Here is a 20,062-nt window from a genome sequence, read left to right on the forward strand (position 1 = left end):
GTGATATCACCGTCCAACTGGCTTATGGACGGTGAGTTGACGTATGGTGGTATTCACTTTTTTAGTCCCTCTGACTCCATTTATTAGGTGAAACAAATTTTCCTATGTAGTACCTAGTTATTTTTTTCCACTACGGCAAAATAATTTTCTTCATTATCGGCAAAATTAAATACTTTTCCTTCAGGAACATTGACAATTTCTCCGACGGTAATATATTTATCAGTAAAGTCCTTATATAGTTTATCGAGATTATCGGAGAAAAACATTAATGAAGGTGTTTCCAGATTGACTCCAGGTGACATTTTAGCAACTAATTCCTTGTTGTGAAGAACGATACTTGTTTGCGCGTCTTTTGTTGGAGCAATTTCAAACCACTTCATACCTTGGCCATTATCTTCCTCCGAAACTAAGTAAAATCCTGCTTTTTCTGTCCAAAACTTCAATGACTCATCCTGATTATTTACATACAGCATAACTTGACCCAGTATATTAATCATTTTACTTCTCTCCTGTTCTTCTAGTCATTCATTTAACTATCTACATTTTAAACAAATTACTATTATCTATTCATTCCAAGGAGAATATTCTGTGTCACCTTCCCAACACACATTCTATTCATCAATCTATTTTAAAAGTTTTTAAAAGGTATCGTCGTCCATTCCATTCAATAGGCTTGGAGGACAAACTGTAATTAATCCTTCCAACACACAAGATCCCTCTTCATTTTCTCCTACAATTTCAATTACCACTTCATTTTCTTGTTGCCTTACTTCTTTTACTACAAATAGAAACTTGATCGTTTCATAATGATAGACCGGATTTGGCAATTCAATATGATGGGACAAAATATGACTACCTGGACCTGGCAGATATTTGGAGACAGCTGATGTGACCATACCGATTAGCATGATACTCGGAACAAGCGGTTTTTTATAAGTAGTTTGTGAGGCATAATCATGTTGAATATATAAGGGGTTTGCATCATTCGTTAATCCTAAATACAACAATAAATCTTTGTCTTCCATTTTCTCAGTCAGCGTCAACTTTTCGCCTTCTTTAATTTCTTCAATTTTTCTTCCAAGTTTTCGTTTCTTAAGCATCATCATTTTAACCTCCGTCCGATTTTAAAAAAACTGTCCAAAGCGAGAGTCGGACGAAACACATCTTTTTCTCTCACTTAGACAGTCTAATTACATACATTACGGCAATTATTGGAGAATCGACATAACATTGCGAACCGAGTCAACAGATTTAGAAAGTGCTGCTTTTTCATCTTCTGTTAATTCAAGTTCAATGATTTGTTCAATTCCGCCTGCGCCAAGAACTGTAGGAACTCCAAGATAAATTCCCTCAAAGCCATATTCTCCTTCTAGGTATGCAATCGATGGAAGAACACGACGTTGATCTTTCAGAATAGCCTCGGCCATTTCTACAAGAGATGCTGCTGGTGCATAATAAGCACTACCGTTACCAAGAAGGTTTACGATTTCTCCGCCGCCTGTACGTGTACGAGCAACGATTGCATCTAAACGATCTTGTGGAATAAGCGTTTCTAACGGAATTCCGCCTGCGTATGAGTAGCGAACAAGAGGAACCATATCGTCACCATGACCACCTAGTACGAAGCCAGTCACGTCTTTAACAGACAAGTTTAACTCTTGAGCAACGAATGTACGGAAACGTGCTGTATCAAGAACTCCTGATTGACCGATCACGCGTTCTTTCGGAAAACCAGATTCTTTATATACTGTATATGTCATCGCATCAACCGGGTTTGTTAAAACAATTATTGTTGAATTCGGAGAATATTTCACGATTTCTTTCGTAACAGCTGTCATAACTTTTTGATTAGTCTGCACTAAATCATCTCGGCTCATACCTGGTTTACGAGCAATCCCAGCAGTGATGATGACAATATCAGAATCTGCAGTGTCTGCATAATCAGAAGTACCTGTTATGTTTGCATCAAAACCAAATACAGGGCTTGCTTCTAGCATATCTAATGCTTTCCCTTTTGTCGGATTTTCCATTTGCGGGATATCTACTAATACAATGTCACCCAATTCTTTTTGTGCAGCAAAAAACGCAGTTGTTGCCCCTGTAAAACCGCCACCGATTACCGAGATTTTTTTACGTTTTGACATGAAAATATCCCCTTCCTTTATGTAAAATCATAACTTCCAGTTTCTTTTCTAGGTCCAGTTACACTTAAAAACCTCTTTTAAAAGAAGCCGGTACACACCGGCTCCTCCACAAAGAAGTATTATTAGCAAATTATAGGTTTTTAATAAGTTCGTCAGCGAACTCCGAACATTTCACTTCAGTAGCACCGTCCATTAGGCGAGCAAAGTCATATGTTACAACTTTAGAAGCAATTGTTTTTTCTACTGAAGCTGTAATGCTTGCAGCTGCTTCTGACCAACCAAGATGTTCAAGTAATAGCACACCTGAAAGAAGAACAGATGAAGGGTTTACTTTATCAAGTCCTGCATATTTCGGAGCTGTACCGTGAGTCGCTTCAAAAATAGCATGCCCAGTTTCATAGTTGATGTTTGCTCCAGGAGCAATCCCGATACCGCCAACTTGAGCAGCAAGAGCATCAGAAATATAGTCTCCGTTTAGATTCATTGTAGCAACTACATCAAATTCTTTCGGACGAGTTAAGATTTGTTGCAAGAAGATATCAGCGATCGAATCTTTTACAATGATTTTGCCTTCTGCTTCAGCTTCAGCTTGTGCTTTGTTTGCTGCATCTGTTCCTTCAGCTTCTTTAATGCGATCATATTGATTCCAAGTGAATACTTTATCACCAAACTCTTGTTCAGCGATTTCATATCCCCAGTTCTTAAATGCGCCTTCTGTGAACTTCATAATATTCCCTTTATGTACTAAAGTTAATGAAGAACGACCTTCTTTAATTGCGTAATTAAGAGCCGCACGTACAAGACGTTTTGTTCCTTCTTCAGAAACTGGTTTAATACCAATACCTGACGTTTCAGGGAAACGGATTTTGTTTACACCCATTTCATTTTGAAGGAAGTCAATTAATTTTTTGACTTCATCTGATCCTTTTGCATACTCGATACCTGCATAGATGTCTTCTGTGTTCTCACGGAAAATGACCATGTCAGTATCTTCTGGACGTTTAACAGGTGAAGGAACACCTTCGAAATAACGGACAGGACGAAGACATACGAAAAGATCAAGCTCTTGTCGCAATGCAACGTTCAATGAACGAATTCCGCCGCCAATTGGAGTAGTTAGTGGTCCTTTAATCGCAATCAAATACTCGCGAATAACATTAAGCGTTTCTTCTGGAAGCCATTCTCCCGTTTGGTCAAATGCTTTTTGTCCAGCTAACACTTCTTTCCAAACAATTTTTTTCTCGCCGTTGTAAGCTTTTTCTACAGCTGCGTCTAATACACGGGATGCTGCTGCCCAAATATCAGGACCGATTCCGTCCCCTTCAATGTACGGTACAATTGGATTGTTTGGTACGTTTAGTACTCCATTTGTTACTGCGATTTTTTCACCTTGTGTCATGTCTGATTACCTCCGATTCATTATCAAAGATTAGCAAGTTCATACTGAATGCTCCTAACCTTTAATTCCTATCACTATTAATTTACTACAGATTCACATAATTATAAAAAATACTATCTTATCTTTTGTCAATTGGTACATATTTTTGCATGCCAGGTCCCGTATAGTCTGCACGAGGGCGGATTAGACGGTTATTAGAGTATTGCTCAAGAATATGAGCGAGCCAACCAGATGTACGGCTAACTGCAAAAATTGGTGTAAATAAATCATGATCAATGCCAAGACTATGATATACAGAAGCTGAATAGAAATCGACATTTGGCGGAAGATTTTTTTGACTTGTGACCAGCTCTTCAATCTTTATGGACATTTCATAGTACTCAGGTTGTCCAGTAATCTCTGTTAATTTCTTAGACATTTCGCGCAAATGCTTAGCACGAGGATCACCTTTACGATATACGCGATGACCAAAGCCCATGATCTTCTCTTTATTATTTAGCTTAGCTGAGACATATGGCACTGCTTGATCAACAGAACCAATTTCAGTAAGCATTTTCATAACTTGCTCGTTTGCACCGCCATGAAGTGGCCCTTTAAGAGCACCGATTGCAGCAGTTACGCCAGAATAGATGTCAGACAAAGTAGCTACGCAAACACGGGCAGTGAACGTAGATGCGTTCAACTCATGATCTGCATGAAGTACAAGTGCTTTATTAAATGCTTCCTCTTCAATTGCGGAAGGCTCTTTTCCACTTAACATATATAAGAAATTGGCTGCAAAGCTTAAATCGGTACGAGGTGCAACTGGTTCTAGCCCTTTGCGAACCCGAGCAAATGCAGTTACAACCGTAGGAATTTGTGCTTGAATACGGATTGCTTTACGGTAGTTTGCTTCATCGGTCATTACGTCTGATTCATCATCATATAGTCCTAACAATGAAATGGCAGTGCGTAATGCTCCCATTGGATGAACTTTATCGATTGGGTATGTTTTAAAATGATTGAGAACTTCAGTTGGGATAGCCGCGTTATCTGCCAACTGTTTTGTAAGTTCCGCTAATTGGTTTGATGTAGGGAGACTACCGTGCCAAAGCAGGTAAATTACTTCCTCGAAAGTAGCATTTTTAGCTAGATCATCGATATCGTATCCCGCATACGTCAACGTATCGTCAATGATCGAGCTAATCTTTGATGTGGTTGCTACGATACCCTCTAGACCTTTTGTTGCTGTCATACAAAACCTCTCCTTTTCTTAAATATCCCCTGTGCCCCTTTTCACTTCACTAAATATAGCGCTTTCAATAGAAAATTGAGGTTAAACAAGCCTATATATTTTAGAGAGCAATAATCTTTAGATGATAGATATCACAATATATCAACATTTTTTAACAGAAGCAATCATACAGATACTTTCAATATTCCCTAAAACAAGGCGGTAAAACTCCCAACTAAGCGCTAGTCCCGATAATTGCAAAAAAACTGATAGATACGTTAGAATACATGATCAATCTATTCTAGAAACTTTATCAGTTAGCAATTACACTTATTATTATAAACAATTTTCAGATTTTTGGGAATGGAAAGCACTGAAAATGTGAAAAAAATATTATTTTATTAGAAAAATACAAAATTCGCTAAAATCATTTCATACATGTAAAAAGACGCCCTTAAAGAAAGGGCAACGTCTTTTCCTGTTCATTTAATAAATTGGACAAGCTGCATGCACAAATAGGCAATCCCCGCTCCAATCAATGGTCCTACTGCAACACCTTTGAATAAGGCAACTGCTAGTATCGTACCAAAAACAAGGGCAACGGTAATGTGAGGATCATTTGCCAAAAGAACGACACCGTTCTTAGCAATAAGAGCCACCGCTATTCCTGATGCAAGGGCAATCCAGGCATAAGGAGATTTAAGAGCATCCAGTAGCTCTTTAAACCCGATTGACCCATTTGCTATCGGAACTAATACAGCTATTGTGATCACCGTAACGCCAAGATTTATACCTTTTGCAGAAAGATAGGGAAATATTTTCGTGTCCAATCCTGTCATTTTCAGAACTAGTAAAAATCCTGCCGCGACCATTAGTGATGAGTTTTTGGCAAGCAGGCCAATTCCTAATAAAAGCAGTAAAAATATGATAGGTCCATTCATGTTCGCCCTCCTAAAGTTGACTCACTTATTATCTCAGCATAACAAAAAACACGGTAATATTCCTATAAACACATGTAATTTCCCATCATTCTGAATTATCTAAAATTTTACCTTTCTTTTCTATCTTTCAAAATGTACAATTATAGTATATAAGATATCCAAAAGTAAGTTCGCATTTCTCATTTACCTGAAATAATAGTGTTTTGACGGAAGGTGAGGCTTTTGAATCCGATTTACTTACAACGGTTTATCCGCTTCTGTATTGTAATGGGAGCGGCAATGATTGGCGGTTTAGTTCTGTTCCACTTATCCAAATATACGTACCCTTTTATGATCGCATTAATTTTTGCCTTTTTTATGAATCCCCTTGTAAACTTCTTTGAACTAAAGGCAAGATTACCAAGAAGCATCGCAGTTTTTCTCTCTCTGTTGCTCATTCTTTCCGTCTTTGCAGGTTTAATTACATTATTAATTACTGAAATCGTTTCAGGAGCAAACTACCTGGCTAAAGTTGTACCGGGCCATTTAGAAACTGTTATCCGTTTTATCGAAGAATTTATCGCCGGTCAGCTGCTTCCCTTATACAATCAAAGCGCTACGTTATTTAATAACCTTGATGGGCAACAACAAGATACAATTTTAGCCAACATTCGTAATCTCGGTGATAATTTAGCCACATCGGTAGGAAGCTTCATTCAAAAATTCCTCTTAAACATCCCTGCTTTCATTGCCTGGTTTCCCAATGCAGCCACTGTCTTAGTTTTCTCTTTGTTGGCAACCTTTTTCATCAGTAAAGACTGGAAAAAGCTTGCTCATTTTAGCAACAAAGTACTTCCGCCTAGAATATTACTCGGGACAGGCAAGGTAATCCATGATTTGAAAGGGGCGTTAGTGGGTTTTATTAAAGCACAGTTCACTCTTATCTCATTAACGACAGTCACCGTCTTGATTGGTTTACTTATTTTGAAAGTGGAATATAGCATCACAATTGCATTAGTTTCTGGCTTAATTGATATCATTCCATACTTAGGAACAGGAACAATCTTTATTCCATGGATTGCATATGAAGTCATCATCGGAAATTATCACTTAGCAATAGGGCTAATTGTCGTATATGTCATCGTAGTGGTCCAACGACAATTAGTTGAACCGAAAGTTCTATCTTCCAGTATCGGCATTGACCCACTTGCCACACTTGTAGCTCTATTTGTAGGCTATAAATTAATCGGATTTCTCGGATTGATTCTTGGTCCTGTCGTACTTGTTATTATCAACACACTCCATCGTGCCAACGTATTTAAAGCAATTTGGCGTTTCGTCATAGGGAATAATGAAACAAAAATTCGGTGATATGGCAATTAAAAGAGGATGCCCTATAAGTAAAGTGTCAGACTCTGCTACTATTCCAGACAGTATAAATGCGTGTATAACACGATAAACTGTCTAGCGAGCGAAAGACCGGACTTTTAGGACATCCTTTTTTTAAATTCTATTTAGAATACCAATATAACCTGCATTAACGGGCAGTACCCCACTGATTGAGGTTTCAATTTTATTGTATGTGAGTTTTTATCTAATAATCGTCACTTTACCTCGGTTCATACGGTGCATCCGATTTCTAATATATCTAAAAATAACGGGTTTAATTAGCGAACGAGTAAATGGTAGCACTAACAATAAACCGATTAAATCAGATACAAGACCAGGTAGCAGTAAAAAGAGCCCACCTAGTAAAATACAGATCCCCTCAACAATTTCAGCTCCGGGAACTTCCCCATATTTCATTTGTTCCTGAGCTTTTCTTAATGTTTCGATTCCTTGTTTTTTTGCCAATAAAACACCGAGAATACCAGTGCCCAACACCAAAACAAGAGTTCCGCCAATCCCCATTACTTTCCCTGCCAATAAAAGGGTGACAATTTCAAGAACGGTAAGAGCAAGTAAACTAGATATCATGTACTTCATTTAACATTCCTCCAGCACAGTCCATTTTTGGTGTCTGTAGGTCTATTATACGGTATTTGAGATGAAATATTAACTATAACTACTCGAAACAAATAAGGATATCCTTATTGAACATCCTCGTTCATCATTTAACTAGAAATCGTTGTCGTAGATACCGGCTCACCGTCTTCTCGTACACGAAGCAACAAGATGCCTCCTATGACGAATAAGATAATCAGACTGAACACGCCGCTGCTTGTGTTGCCTGTCATTTGCGCTGTTGCACCAACTAGGACTGGTCCTAATATTGCTGCGAATTTACCGAAGATATTATAAAAACCAAAGAATTCATTCGAAGATTCTTTTGGAATCAGCTTGGCAAAATAAGATCGACTCAAGGCTTGCACGCCTCCTTGCGACGTTCCGACCAGCATTGCAAGAATCCAAAAGTCGAGTGCAGACTCTAAGAAATAGGCATAAATACAGATAAAAATATAAACTAGAATTCCGACTGCAATCATTCTTTTTTCATTAAATCGATCGGACAGTTTTCCGAAAAGCATCGAAAAAGGAGCGGCAATGATTTGAGTAACGAATAAGACAATTAAAAGCGTCGTTGCGTCGAGCCCTAAATCAGACCCATACGCTGTAGACATGGTAATAACTGTATGGACGCCATCAATGTAAAAGAAATAGGCCAATAGGAAGAGAAATAACGCACGGTACGCTTTGATGTTTTTCAAAGTGAGGAACAGTTTTTTAAAACTCGTTGCAACAGGATGTCGTACACGGTCCACATAATATTTCTGTTCTACGTTTTTTAGCATTGGTATAGTGAATAGTCCCCACCATAAAGCTGTAATAGCAAAGGCAATCTGACTAGCTACCGTCACAGAAATCGGAATTATCTCTTGTTGGGCCAAAATAATAAAAGCAATGCTGATAACGAACGGAATTGTACTGCCGATATACCCTAATGCATATCCATTAGCAGAGATCCGATGCATTCTTTCTTTGTCAGTTACGTCGACAAGAAATGCATCATAAAAGATATTCGCTCCCGCAAAACCGATAGACGTCAATACAAAGCATCCCAATAAAATCAGCCATTGATTATTTGGAACAACGGATAACATCAACGTGAAGATTACACCTAATGATGCGAAAAAAGTAAAAAATCTTTTTTTAAACCCCCTAAAGTCGGCGATCGTTCCGAGTAATGGAGCCAAAATCGAAACTAAAAGTGTCGCAAGCGAATTAGCATACCCCCAATAGGCAGTAGATGTATGTGCTGCAATACCTGCATTACTCGCGGCTGATTTAAAATATAAGGGAAAGATGGCTGTGACGACGACAATCGAATACGCCGAATTTGCCCAATCGTACAAGGCCCAGCTTCTTTCAGGTGTGGACATTTTCCCCATTCATAAATTCCTCCCTTGATATATCAGATACATTTCTAGTCATTGTTCAATACCTTACCCACTCATTTGCCTTCAACTTTTATTTAAAAGACTTTTTGTTGCGTATAACCCTTCTTGTTAAACAGGGTTTTGATGAAGGTTCATCTCCCCCTTACTATAATAGTACTATTCTGGAACATAATTATCAGACTTTTAACCATTTATTTACTAATAATTATGATTCATTTACAAACAGAAGTTTTTTGCAATTTTTCAAATATATTCATTTATCATTTCCCTAATTTTCCAACTGTGATAAGCTACAATTAGAGGTGAGATCAATGAATACGAAGCCAATCTATGTTGAAATAGATATCGATTCAGAGATGGACAAGCTATGGCAGGCAACACAAACACCAAACTTTCATGAGCAATGGGATCTTCGTTTTACTTCCATTACCTATTTACAAAGTGAAGATAATGAGCCGCAGAAGTTTTCCTATAAAACAAAGATCGTACCTGGATGGGGTATAGAAGGCTGGGGCGCGACTGTAGGATCACATTCTGGGAAAGATGGGTCAAGAACATCATCGTTGCACTTTGGGACAGATGATTCCATTTCCATCATTAAAGAAGGCAAAGGCTATTGGCAATATAAGCAGAAAAAAGATGCTATAACCTTCTTAACACAGTATACATATAACGTGAATTTTGGCCGTCTTGGTCATGAATTCGATCGTTTTCTGTTTCGGCCACTGATTGGCTGGGCAACTGCACTTAGCTTTGATGTGCTGAAAAGATGGCTGGAAAAAGGTGAAACACCAGCGACTCAATATATACGTTTTTTTAGCAGCTGGATGATCTCCTTTCTTTTCTTCTTCGTCTGGAGCTATCACGGATTCTTTCCGAAATTACTCTACACACACCCAGAGGAAATAGCGATGATCCAAAAAGGATTTCCATTCATTACACAATATGCAGAGTGGTTAGTAATCTTCATTGGAATTGCGGAAGTACTCTTCGGTTTCTTTTGGCTATTTTATAAAAACAAACGAAAGCTTTTTGGATTCCAAATCATCATTTTTCCATTACTTACTTTCGCTGCAATAATGGCTGAACTAGATTATTTAATTCATCCTTTTAATCCACTCACCTTCAATTTGAGTTTACTCACTCTTTCCATTATTGGATTTCTACTAAGCAAAGATATTCCTTCCGCAAAGAGTTGTAAACGACAGAGAGAAAGAGATTAGGAGATTAGCATGTCTATATATAAAAAAGTACTAGGAAACCAATTTAATGTACTCCATCCTATGCTGCAAAAGAGGTATGATATTTCTGCCAAAAAGCCGTTTCAAGCATATGGTGTGATGAAAACGATAAAAGGTGGACCAAAATGGCTTTATCCTTTCTTCTTACTAGGAGTTAACTGGAAGCTATTATTCCCAGAGCATGGTCACCTTATTCCTTTTTCAATCGTGAATACGGCACGAATTGGCAATAATGGCGAAGAACAGATTCATTGGGAGCGCATTTTTTATTTTGAAGGCAAGAAACGATTTTTCAATGCAGTCATGAGCTTGGATCATGAACGACTTGTTATTAAGGATTATTTAGGGGAACCTAGCTTGTTCTACTCTGATCTTTCGTTTCATGTTTCACAAACTGGTGAAGTGCAAATCGAATCAAAAGATCAACGTCTCGTTTTAGGGTTGCTTGAAATCCCTGTACCGAAATTTTTACAAGGGTTAGCAACCGTAACCGAGGCATATATAGAAGACCGGAAAGTCTTTTCGATAAAAGTAGAAGTGCGTAATCCACTAATCGGTCTGATTTTTGCCTATGAAGGAGAATTTACACCGAATGAACGTTGCTAAAATCTTACTGTCGATTATTCTATTCTTGCTTGTCGTTTTTTTCGGTAAAGGCCCGTGGCATCTATTATTGTTAACAGGAGCACAAATTGTCTATGTGCCACTTACCTTAAAGTTAATCCTGACTAAAGGTGATTGGTTTTCAAAATTTTATCCCTTTATCTCAATTCCCGCTTATCTTTCCATTGTCCTAATCCAACTCACAACAAATACTGAGTGGGACGTCTTGTTAGCAGCGGTTTATTTATTGTTTACCTTTGTTGTTGCTTTATATGGTTTAAGTCGTTTCTTTATGAGTGGTTTTACGCATATAGAGGAATTTTCGATTAATATGGCGATGATGTATTTAGGAATGGGCGGAATTTGGTTTTTTGCTTTTACCGCCAACATCGACACCGGATTTACGCCCATGCTAACGTGGCTGACAGCGATTCACTTTCATTATTCCGCCTTCTTACTGCCGATTTTTGTCGGTTTTCTCGGAAGAATCTATAAGCCGCGTTCATATAGCGTGATCACGAGTATTATTCTCATTGCTCCAATGATTGTCGCTCTTGGCATTACTTTTTCAATAGTGATTGAGCTTCTATCAGTTATCGCCTATATGATTGGGATTTATGGGCTCATTCACTTATCCTTCCAAGCACCATATTCAAGAACATTACAGAAGTGGCTCGTCTGTTTGTCATTTACATCTTTAGGTATCACGATATTATTTTCCTTATTGTATGCTTCAGGGAATCTATTCGGTACTCATTCTATTAGCATCGACTTCATGCTCCGTTTTCACGGTTTTGTTAATACTGTTGGATTTGCATTAATAGGGATTATCGGCTGGTCTATTTCGATTCCGCCAACAACTGTAATCAAATGGACGTTTCCCATAAGCAAGATAAGAGGAAAACATGTAATTGGCGAAAACATCCTTGCTGAAATCATTGAGAACAACCATTATCAGGGATTGATTGATCATATGGGTCTGTACGAACCAGAAATCAACCGGCAAACATTAGCACCCAGAATCATTGATTTTTATGAAAATACGAATGAATACAGGCTCTTTGCTAAAGTTAAATGGCAGGCATGGTTTAAGCCATTCGCCATCATCTATCGACCTATAAGTAGGTCTGTTAAACAAATCGATCTGCCTCTTTCAAATCGGCAGATCGAAATGACCGGTGAGATTTTCGCGATTAACGACGAAAAGGATGGTCGGGCTAATACTAGAGCCTGGGTAAGGAAAATCAAAGAAGAGATTGTTTTTGTTGCTCTTTACTCAACACATGAAAAGGACAGCAGAACCTATATGAATATTTCGCTTCCTCTGCCATGGTCAGCAATGATTGGCATTCTCGAACTGAACCAAATAGGTAATGAATTGCAGCTTTCAAGTAAAAAAGTACATACACTAAATGCTGATTCTGGCATCTATTTAGCCATTAAACACTGGCTAGTAAAACTGCCAATTGATGAACAATTTCATGTTAAAGAAACAGCTGACGGCACGCTTGTGGCTAATCATACTATGTGGATTTTTTCCATACCTTTTTTAAAAATAGAGTATGTTATTTATCATAATAATGACGTTCATAAGTAGATTCATTACTGGAATGCGGACATATAGTGATGATAAACATTCCTGGTGTTTACAGAAGGAAAACGAAAGGGTCAAGTCTCACAGCTACTGTACATAGTAGTGAGACCTGACCCTATTAAAGAATTCTTTTTAGTACGAATTAAAGTACGCTTGCATGGCCTTTATATACCACACCGCGGCTAGCATCAACTGTTACATGTTGACCATCCTTGAAGATCGAAGTTGCGTTATCCGCTCCAACAATCACAGGGATTCCTAAGTTCACACCTACTACTGCTGCGTGGCTAGTCAACCCGCCTTCTTCTGTAATAAGAGCTGAACATTTTTCAATAGCAGGCATCATATCTCGATCAGATCCAATTGTTACGAGTACAGATCCTTCTGTCACTTTTTCAAGTGCTTCTGCTGCTGTTCTTGCAACTACTACGTTTCCATTTGAAGTTTTGCGGCCAATCCCTTGAGCTTTCAGAAGAACCTCGCCCAAAACATGAACCTTCATCAAATTCGTAGTTCCTGCTTCACCTACTGCACCAGCAGTAATGACAACAAGATCGCCATGTTGAACTAGTCCAGAATTTAAGCTTACTTCTACAGCATTTTCAAGCATATGATCCGTTGTTTCACATTGTTTTCCGACTTGAGGGTAAACGCCCCAAACAAGTGCTAATTTACGTGATACGTGCTCATCGAATGTAACAGCAATAATCGGTGCTTTTGGACGATATTTAGCAATCATACGTGCTGTATGACCACTTTCTGTCGGTGCAATGATTGCGCCAGCATCCATATTAAGTGCAGTATGAGCGACAGATTGGCCAATAGCATCTGTAACTGTACGTTTACTGTCTTTACTTCTTTTCGATAAAATATCTTGGTAGTTAAGAGCAGATTCTGCACGTGAAGCAATATTATGCATCGTTTGCACAGCTTCAACCGGATAATTTCCTGCTGCTGTTTCACCAGAAAGCATGATTGCATCTGTACCATCAAAAATCGCATTCGCTACGTCACTTGCTTCTGCACGTGTCGGACGTGGATTACGTTGCATAGAATCCAGCATTTGCGTTGCCGTAATAACCGGTTTTCCGAACGTATTACATTTTTTAATTAACTGTTTTTGAACGAGTGGTACTTCTTCAGCAGGGATTTCAACACCTAAGTCTCCCCTTGCTACCATTAAGCCGTCCGATACTTCTAGAATTTCATCGATATTATCGACGCCTTCTTGGTTTTCAATTTTAGGAATGATTTGAATTGAACAGTCTTTATTTTTTTGTAGCAATTCACGAATTCCTAGTACGTCTGATGCACGGCGAACAAATGAAGCCGCAATGAAGTCAACATCTTGTTCAATTCCGAAAAGAATGTCATTTTCATCTTTCTCTGTCATTCCTGGAAGATTTACAGATACACCAGGTACGTTTACGCCTTTTTTATTTTTCAGCGTTCCTGTGTTCATAATTTTTGTATGTAGTTCATTATTCGTACGATCAATTTCTGTTACTTCAAGACCAATTAAACCATCATCCAATAGAATTTTTGAACCGACTTCAACGTCGTTAATTAAGCCTTCATATGAAATAGAGAACTTTTCTTCCGTACCTAAAACTTCTGTCATAGATACGATAATGTTTGAACCAGCTTTTAATTCAAGCGCGCCGTTTTCCATACTATGCGTACGAATTTCAGGTCCTTTTGTATCTAAAAGAATAGCGACTGGTTTTCCAGTGATTTTAACCGCTTCACGGATGTTCTTAATTCGAGCTCCGTGTTCCTCATGGTCACCATGAGAAAAATTCAGACGAGCCACATTCATCCCTGCTTCAATCAACTGGGTTAATTTCTCTACACTTTCACTTGCTGGACCGATCGTACATACTATTTTGGTTTTACGCATGTTGATACTACCCCTCCTGTTTTTAACTAAAAATTAAATTGATAATTCTTCTGAAAGTTTATACATTTTTTGATCAATTGTATGATTTTTCACTAACGTTTCATTGATATCATAATTGACTAATTGATTCGCAACGATTCCTACTGCCAGACCGCCTTGACCATCCATCAAAAGTTCCACAGCCAGTGCTCCTAATCGACTTGCTAACACACGGTCAATTGCTGTAGGTGAACCTCCACGTTGAACATGACCTAAAACAGTTACACGTGTATCAAATGCTGTTGTGTTTTCAATATCTCTGGCAATGTCAACAGCACTTCCTACACCTTCAGCAACAATGATGATACTATGCTTTTTACCACGTTCTGCGCCACGCTTTAATTTTGCGATAATAGCTTCGATGTCATGCTTGTTTTCTGGACATAAAATCGTTTCTGCACCGCCGGCAAGACCTGCCCATAAGGCAATATCTCCAGCGTTTCTCCCCATTACTTCAACTACATATGTTCTTTCATGGGAAGTTGCCGTATCACGAATTTTATCAATCGCATCAATGACTGTATTCAGAGCTGTATCAAAACCAATTGTGAAATCTGTACCAGGTATATCATTATCAATCGTTCCCGGAACACCAACACATGGATAGCCTCTTCTTGTCAAAGCCTGTGCACCTTGGTATGATCCATCTCCACCAATAACAACAAGCCCCTCGATACCATGCTTCTTCAATTGTTCAATCCCTTTTAACTGGCCTTCTTCTGTTTTAAATTCCAAACAACGGGCTGAACGTAGCATCGTTCCTCCACGATGGATGATATCGCCTACAGAGCCAATTTCCATCTTGCGAATATCTCCTTCTATTAACCCTTGATAGCCTCGAGAAATCCCATACACTTCAATATTATGATATATCGCTTTCCGAACAACTGCACGAATTGCTGCATTCATTCCTGGAGCGTCGCCACCACTTGTAAGTACACCAATTTTCTTCAAATTCTATCACCTCTTTAACATCTCTCATTTACCAATTTGAATAAGATTTAATCTGTTCATAATTAGTATCGCAATAATTCAAGACTACATGATATCACTTATTAACGGAAATAAAAGATACCTCAACAATCCATTTTAGAATAGTTATCTTCGTTCGTAAACTATTTTTGTGCCATTCTTCATTATTTCCTAATTAATTAAATTTAATAAGCAAATTCATAAGCAAGTTCATATTAAAACCGTGAATTTTTCTAAATATTCTAGATTTAAATAAATGGAAAATCTTCTATGAATCAACCAAAGAAAACTCGCCTTTTTTCTTCGGCGAGTTTTCCAATTGATCATTCATCAATCGAAAAAGAAAGACAAGAGGATTAGGAACTATCCCCCAGTTTAAACGCCTTGATTAATCCAAAGGCTAGCATAAGACAGCACTCTCGATAGGTCTTCTTCTTCCCCATAAAGTGAAACTATAATCAGTGTGGGATTTACAGCCCGTTAAGCGGGATATAATCAATTAGCTCTTCGCCTTTAGGAGCTAGGAACAAGGGCTACCCTAACAGCAGGCAGTCACCTCGATTATTAAAATAAACCCAGAATAGATACAGTGAATCTTACTATAAGTTAAGCAGAGGTAGAGTTTGGACCCTCAGAATATAGGGCATACAGACGAAGACATGAGAAAGTGGCATGACTAAACATCAGTGGGGAGTCCCCACTGATGGGGTTATCTCTTATACAGACTTAATCCGATCAAGATTTCGTTCTTCTTCTATTTCGTATTTCCCGATTTTTTTATATTTCGTGTATCTTTGCTCAACGATTTCACTTGTTGATAGCGGCAATAATTCATTTAATGAGTGCTTCAAGCTATCCTTAATAGCTGTTGCTTGGTCTTTTAAATCATTTTTATGAGCACCACCCTTAGCTTCAGGGATAATCTCATCAACAATGCCAAGACCTAATAAATCCTGTGCAGTAATTTTCATCGTTTCAGCCGCACGCTTTGCCTGTGAGGCATCTTTCCATAGCAATGCTGCTGCTCCTTCAGGAGAGATGACGGAATACGTTGAATTCTCAAGCATAAGAATTCTGTCCCCTACACCAAGTGCAAGTGCGCCTCCGCTTCCACCTTCACCGATGACAATACAAATAATCGGCACTTTTAAGCCAGCCATTTCGAAAATATTTTTCGCAATAGCTTCGCTTTGCCCGCGTTCTTCCGCCGCTTTTCCTGGAAATGCGCCTTTTGTATCAATAAAACAAATGACAGGACGGCCAAACTTCTCGGCCTGTTTCATAAGTCTTAATGCCTTTCTGTAACCTTCAGGATGAGGCATACCAAAATTCCTTCTGATATTCTCTTTCGTATCCTTACCACGCTGATGGCCAATGACCGTTACAGGAATTCCTTCAAACGTGGCAATACCAGCAACGATTGCTTCATCGTCTCCAAAATAACGATCTCCATGCAGCTCTAGAAAATCACTGAATACTTGTGGAATATAATCCAATGTAGTTGGTCGGTTAGGATGTCTAGCTACTTGTACTCGGTCCCACGGCTTCATATTTTTATAAATGTCATCTTGTAAATTCTCCAACCGTTTTTCCAGTTTTTGAATTTCCGCTGTTAAATCAACATCTGCCGTTTTGGTCAGCTCTTTTAATTCATCAATTTTTTTCCGAAGGTCCGTTATTGGTCGCTCAAACTCTAAATCACCTATCATACCCATTCACCACCTGGAACATGGATTTTCAATATATTCACTAGTTTTTCTTTTAATTCAGTCCGCGAGATAACAGCATCTAATTGACCATGCTTCAGCAAAAATTCTGCTGTTTGAAAATCCTCCGGTAGCTCTTCATGGATCGTTTGTTCAATAATTCGACGACCAGCAAAACCAATTAACGCTCCAGGTTCTGCCAAATTTATGTCACCTAATGAAGCAAAGCTCGCAGAAACACCACCTGTTGTTGGATGCGTCATAATTGATATAATTAGTCCGCCATTCTCACTGAACATTTTTAAAGCAGCACTGGTTTTCGCCATTTGCATGAGACTGAGAATACCTTCTTGCATACGTGCGCCTCCTGATGCTGTGAAAATAATAAAGGGAATGCGTAATTCGCCTGCTTTTTCAATTGCCCTTGTTATTTTCTCCCCAACAACCGAACCCATGCTGCCCATTCGGAAATGTGAATCCATGATGGCAACTGCCACATCATACCCTTCGATTTTCCCAGTACCTGTGACAACTGCTTCATTCATACTCGCTTTTTGTTTATCTTTCTCTAATTTCTCTAGATATTCTGGAAAGCCAAGCGGGTTAACTGATAGCATATTGCGATCAATTTCAATAAAGCTGCCAGGTTCAAATAAACTTTCAATGCGTTCATATGCAGTCATTTGATGATGATATCCGCAATGAAGACATACTTTATTATTTTTTTGAAGTTCTTTCGTGTACATGATTTTTTTACATCCGGAACATTTAGTCATTAAACCTTCCGGTACATCTTGTTGATCACGATCTGACGGAATCGTGGCATATTTCTTCTTTTTATTTTTCGTAAAAAGATCTTTAAGCAAGATGAATCCTCCCTTACCGGCAATTCTCTGCCCCTTATGCATGTCCTCTACTTTAACAGAGGTTAAATGAAAACTTTGTTAAAACTTGTCATTCATCAGGTAATTTTATTTTTTTCTAATATTTTTCAAATAATGAGATATGGCCTGGTTCATATTTCGTTCTATCATCAAATGGATTAATCGAATGTATGAGCTATAATCAAGCGCTAAGAATTCTTGATTCGCGGCTCTAGCATAGCTATTGACAATCGTCCATATTCTTTCCATTAAAAAGTTACTATTTAAGCCGACCAATTTAGTGAAAAATTCATCGTCACTAAATTCTTGTCCAGTTGCCCAGTTTAGAAATTGCTCCAAGTCTTGTTCAGGAGATGACGAAATGACAATTCGGATACAATTAGTCTCTAGATACTCTTTCGTTTCAGCTAAATCTTGTTTCACCTTTGGATCTTGCAAAAAAAAGGTGCCTAATAGTTTAATGAGATTATGGTCTTGATAATCTCTTATGAATGTACCTTCCCCTCTGCGAGTTTCAATTAACCCGAGAAGTTCCAATGCTCGTAAAGCCTCGCGGATGGAAGAACGACCTACATTGAGGCGCTCTGATAGTTCACGCTCTGAAGGAATCTTATCTCCATAAACGAGGCCATCTGTGTCAATCATTTCCCTAAGCTTTTCTACAATCTCTAAATAAAGCTTAGTTGAAGGCGTTGATTTGTTCAAATCATTCATTCTTCACTCTTTCCAATAATAGCAAGCCTTCTCGTTTTCTTCTTCACGTCTTCTGGATCTACTTTTCTTCTTGCTACACCAGTTTCCATCGCTGCCTTCGCAACAGCAGCTGCCACTTCGGGTGCTACCCTTTCATCAAAAGCAGCTGGAATCACATAATCAGGGTGAAGTTCCTCTTCTTTAATTAAACCAGCGATTGCCTCAACTGCTGCTACTTTCATTTTTTCATTGATATGTGTAGCACGGACATCTAATGCACCGCGGAATATTCCAGGAAAGGCAAGTACATTATTAACTTGGTTTGGAAAATCAGAACGGCCTGTTCCGACGACTTTTGCGCCAGCAGCTTTAGCAAGTTCGGGCATAATTTCTGGGTCAGGATTTGCCATCGCAAAAATGATCGGATCCGTATTCATCGAAGCAATCATGTCTGAGCTAAGCGCTCCTGCCACCGACACCCCAATAAACACATCGGCACCTTTGATTACCTCTTCAAGCGTTCCTTCTACTTTAGAGCGGTTTGTAACTTGTGCAACTTGATCTTTCACGTCATTCATGCCATATTTGCGTCCTTCAAAAATAGCGCCTTTGGAATCACACATAATAATGTCACGAACTCCATAATTATATAAAAGTTTAATGATCGCAATTCCAGCAGCTCCAGCACCACTTGCCACTACTTTAATTTCAGACATCGTCTTACCTACTATTCTTAGAGCATTAACAAGACCTGCCACTGTTACAATTGCTGTTCCATGTTGGTCATCATGAAAAACCGGAATATTCGTTTCTTTTTTTAATCTTTCTTCAATTACAAAACAATTGGGAGCTGCAATATCCTCTAGATTCACTCCGCCAAACGTAGGTTCAAGAAGTTTTACTGTTTCTATGATTTTTTCAACATCCGTAGTTTTCAAACAAATAGGGAATGCATCGACACCGGCGAAGCTTTTGAAAAGGAGTGCTTTTCCTTCCATAACCGGCAAAGCAGCTTCAGGTCCGATATTTCCTAAACCAAGCACGGCCGTCCCATCGGAAACAACAGCTACCATGTTTCCCTTCATTGTATAATCATATACTGTTTCTGGTTTGTCATAGATTTCTTTGCACGGCTCAGCAACACCTGGTGAATAGGCTAAACTTAAATCTTTCGCATTTTGGACGGGGACTTTCGAAACCGTTTCAAGCTTTCCCTTATGGACACGATGCATATGCAGTGCTTCTTCTCTTAATGTCAATGTATTCACTCCTTGAACTAGTTCGGATAGAATTAGGAAAATTTTTCATTTTTATAAGTGGTCTGACCACATTAGGCTTCTTTCAATATAACATATC

The 20,062-nt window shown here is 38.6% G+C and carries 18 protein-coding genes; 4 read left to right on the plus strand and 14 right to left on the minus strand.

The annotated features are described in order from the left end of the window. Positions 1–113: 113 nt before the first annotated feature. From V179_RS0115060 to V179_RS0115085, 6 genes are all read right to left on the minus strand, one after another. Positions 114–497: a VOC family protein gene (locus V179_RS0115060; protein WP_028392206.1), complete on the minus strand. Its 384-nt coding sequence runs from the start codon at positions 495–497 to the stop codon at positions 114–116. Positions 498–638: 141 nt separating this feature from the next. Continuing rightward, positions 639–1,106, minus strand: a complete 468-nt coding sequence (locus V179_RS0115065) for a MaoC/PaaZ C-terminal domain-containing protein (protein WP_028392207.1) — start codon at positions 1,104–1,106, stop codon at positions 639–641. A gap of 102 nt (positions 1,107–1,208) precedes the next feature. Further along, a complete protein-coding gene (gene mdh / locus V179_RS0115070; protein WP_028392208.1) occupies positions 1,209–2,144 on the minus strand; it encodes a malate dehydrogenase in 936 nt (311 codons plus the stop codon). 130 nt (positions 2,145–2,274) lie between these two features. Next, positions 2,275–3,543, minus strand: coding sequence for an NADP-dependent isocitrate dehydrogenase (gene icd, locus V179_RS0115075; RefSeq protein WP_028392209.1), 1,269 nt, complete (start codon positions 3,541–3,543; stop codon positions 2,275–2,277). A gap of 118 nt (positions 3,544–3,661) precedes the next feature. Then, positions 3,662–4,777, minus strand: a complete 1,116-nt coding sequence (gene citZ / locus V179_RS0115080) for a citrate synthase (protein WP_028392210.1) — start codon at positions 4,775–4,777, stop codon at positions 3,662–3,664. Positions 4,778–5,238: 461 nt separating this feature from the next. Continuing rightward, on the minus strand, positions 5,239–5,697 hold the full coding sequence (locus V179_RS0115085; protein WP_028392211.1) for a DUF441 domain-containing protein: 459 nt from the start codon (positions 5,695–5,697) through the stop codon (positions 5,239–5,241). Positions 5,698–5,919: 222 nt separating this feature from the next. Between V179_RS0115085 and ytvI the strand changes: the two genes are divergently transcribed. Beyond that, positions 5,920–7,047, plus strand: coding sequence for a sporulation integral membrane protein YtvI (gene ytvI, locus V179_RS0115090; protein WP_028392212.1), 1,128 nt, complete (start codon positions 5,920–5,922; stop codon positions 7,045–7,047). A gap of 219 nt (positions 7,048–7,266) precedes the next feature. On the opposite strand, the gene V179_RS0115095 is transcribed toward ytvI, so the two are convergent. Both V179_RS0115095 and V179_RS0115100 read right to left on the minus strand, forming a co-directional pair. Then, the gene (locus tag V179_RS0115095) at positions 7,267–7,662 is read right to left on the minus strand and encodes an FxsA family protein (protein ID WP_028392213.1); all 396 of its coding nucleotides are present in this window, start codon (positions 7,660–7,662) and stop codon (positions 7,267–7,269) included. 128 nt (positions 7,663–7,790) lie between these two features. Beyond that, on the minus strand, positions 7,791–9,065 hold the full coding sequence (locus tag V179_RS0115100) for an MFS transporter (RefSeq protein ID WP_028392214.1): 1,275 nt from the start codon (positions 9,063–9,065) through the stop codon (positions 7,791–7,793). 320 nt (positions 9,066–9,385) lie between these two features. On the opposite strand from V179_RS0115100, the gene V179_RS0115105 reads away from it, so the two are divergent. The 3 genes from V179_RS0115105 to V179_RS0115115 are packed head-to-tail and all read left to right on the plus strand — an operon-like array spanning position 9,386 to position 12,515. Continuing rightward, positions 9,386–10,297, plus strand: coding sequence for a DoxX-like family protein (locus V179_RS0115105; protein ID WP_028392215.1), 912 nt, complete (start codon positions 9,386–9,388; stop codon positions 10,295–10,297). 9 nt (positions 10,298–10,306) lie between these two features. Next, positions 10,307–10,921 (plus strand): DUF4166 domain-containing protein, encoded by a 615-nt coding sequence (locus V179_RS0115110; RefSeq protein ID WP_028392216.1) that lies wholly within the window; start codon positions 10,307–10,309, stop codon positions 10,919–10,921. Beyond that, complete coding sequence (locus V179_RS0115115) at positions 10,908–12,515, plus strand: YndJ family protein (protein WP_034301229.1); 1,608 nt, start codon at positions 10,908–10,910, stop codon at positions 12,513–12,515. Before V179_RS0115110 ends, V179_RS0115115 begins: the two co-directional genes overlap by 14 nt. A 139-nt stretch (positions 12,516–12,654) precedes the next feature. On the opposite strand, the gene pyk is transcribed toward V179_RS0115115, so the two are convergent. The 6 genes from pyk to V179_RS0115150 all read right to left on the minus strand — a co-directional run bounded on the left by pyk (position 12,655) and on the right by V179_RS0115150 (position 19,965). Next, positions 12,655–14,412 (minus strand): pyruvate kinase, encoded by a 1,758-nt coding sequence (gene pyk / locus V179_RS0115120; protein WP_028392218.1) that lies wholly within the window; start codon positions 14,410–14,412, stop codon positions 12,655–12,657. A 33-nt stretch (positions 14,413–14,445) separates the two neighbouring features. Then, on the minus strand, positions 14,446–15,405 hold the full coding sequence (pfkA, locus tag V179_RS0115125) for a 6-phosphofructokinase (protein ID WP_028392219.1): 960 nt from the start codon (positions 15,403–15,405) through the stop codon (positions 14,446–14,448). A 734-nt stretch (positions 15,406–16,139) separates the two neighbouring features. Then, complete coding sequence (gene accA / locus V179_RS0115135) at positions 16,140–17,132, minus strand: acetyl-CoA carboxylase carboxyl transferase subunit alpha (protein WP_028392220.1); 993 nt, start codon at positions 17,130–17,132, stop codon at positions 16,140–16,142. Next, complete coding sequence (accD, locus tag V179_RS0115140; protein WP_028392221.1) at positions 17,129–17,995, minus strand: acetyl-CoA carboxylase, carboxyltransferase subunit beta; 867 nt, start codon at positions 17,993–17,995, stop codon at positions 17,129–17,131. Before accD ends, accA begins: the two co-directional genes overlap by 4 nt. Before the next feature lie 105 nt (positions 17,996–18,100). After that, on the minus strand, positions 18,101–18,727 hold the full coding sequence (locus V179_RS0115145) for a FadR/GntR family transcriptional regulator (RefSeq protein WP_028392222.1): 627 nt from the start codon (positions 18,725–18,727) through the stop codon (positions 18,101–18,103). Continuing rightward, complete coding sequence (locus tag V179_RS0115150) at positions 18,724–19,965, minus strand: NAD(P)-dependent malic enzyme (protein ID WP_028392223.1); 1,242 nt, start codon at positions 19,963–19,965, stop codon at positions 18,724–18,726. The genes V179_RS0115145 and V179_RS0115150 overlap by 4 nt, the downstream gene beginning before the upstream one ends. Positions 19,966–20,062: the final 97 nt, after the last annotated feature.

Origin of the sequence: Bacillus cihuensis (assembly GCF_000504145.1) — a bacterium.
In the GTDB taxonomy this organism is placed as follows: Bacteria; Bacillota; Bacilli; order Bacillales; family DSM-1321; genus Peribacillus; species Peribacillus huizhouensis.

Coding starts and splice junctions, on each gene's coding strand:
- V179_RS0115100 (WP_028392214.1), bottom strand. CDS start 9,065: ATGGGGAAAATGTCCACACCTGAAAGAAGCTGGGCCTTGTACGATTGG.
- mdh (WP_028392208.1), bottom strand. CDS start 2,144: ATGTCAAAACGTAAAAAAATCTCGGTAATCGGTGGCGGTTTTACAGGG.
- V179_RS0115105 (WP_028392215.1), top strand. CDS start 9,386: ATGAATACGAAGCCAATCTATGTTGAAATAGATATCGATTCAGAGATG.
- V179_RS0115095 (WP_028392213.1), bottom strand. CDS start 7,662: ATGAAGTACATGATATCTAGTTTACTTGCTCTTACCGTTCTTGAAATT.
- V179_RS0115085 (WP_028392211.1), bottom strand. CDS start 5,697: ATGAATGGACCTATCATATTTTTACTGCTTTTATTAGGAATTGGCCTG.
- V179_RS0115065 (WP_028392207.1), bottom strand. CDS start 1,106: ATGATGATGCTTAAGAAACGAAAACTTGGAAGAAAAATTGAAGAAATT.
- citZ (WP_028392210.1), bottom strand. CDS start 4,777: ATGACAGCAACAAAAGGTCTAGAGGGTATCGTAGCAACCACATCAAAG.
- icd (WP_028392209.1), bottom strand. CDS start 3,543: ATGACACAAGGTGAAAAAATCGCAGTAACAAATGGAGTACTAAACGTA.
- accA (WP_028392220.1), bottom strand. CDS start 17,132: ATGATAGGTGATTTAGAGTTTGAGCGACCAATAACGGACCTTCGGAAA.
- V179_RS0115110 (WP_028392216.1), top strand. CDS start 10,307: ATGTCTATATATAAAAAAGTACTAGGAAACCAATTTAATGTACTCCAT.
- V179_RS0115060 (WP_028392206.1), bottom strand. CDS start 497: ATGATTAATATACTGGGTCAAGTTATGCTGTATGTAAATAATCAGGAT.
- pyk (WP_028392218.1), bottom strand. CDS start 14,412: ATGCGTAAAACCAAAATAGTATGTACGATCGGTCCAGCAAGTGAAAGT.
- V179_RS0115145 (WP_028392222.1), bottom strand. CDS start 18,727: ATGAATGATTTGAACAAATCAACGCCTTCAACTAAGCTTTATTTAGAG.
- V179_RS0115115 (WP_034301229.1), top strand. CDS start 10,908: ATGAACGTTGCTAAAATCTTACTGTCGATTATTCTATTCTTGCTTGTC.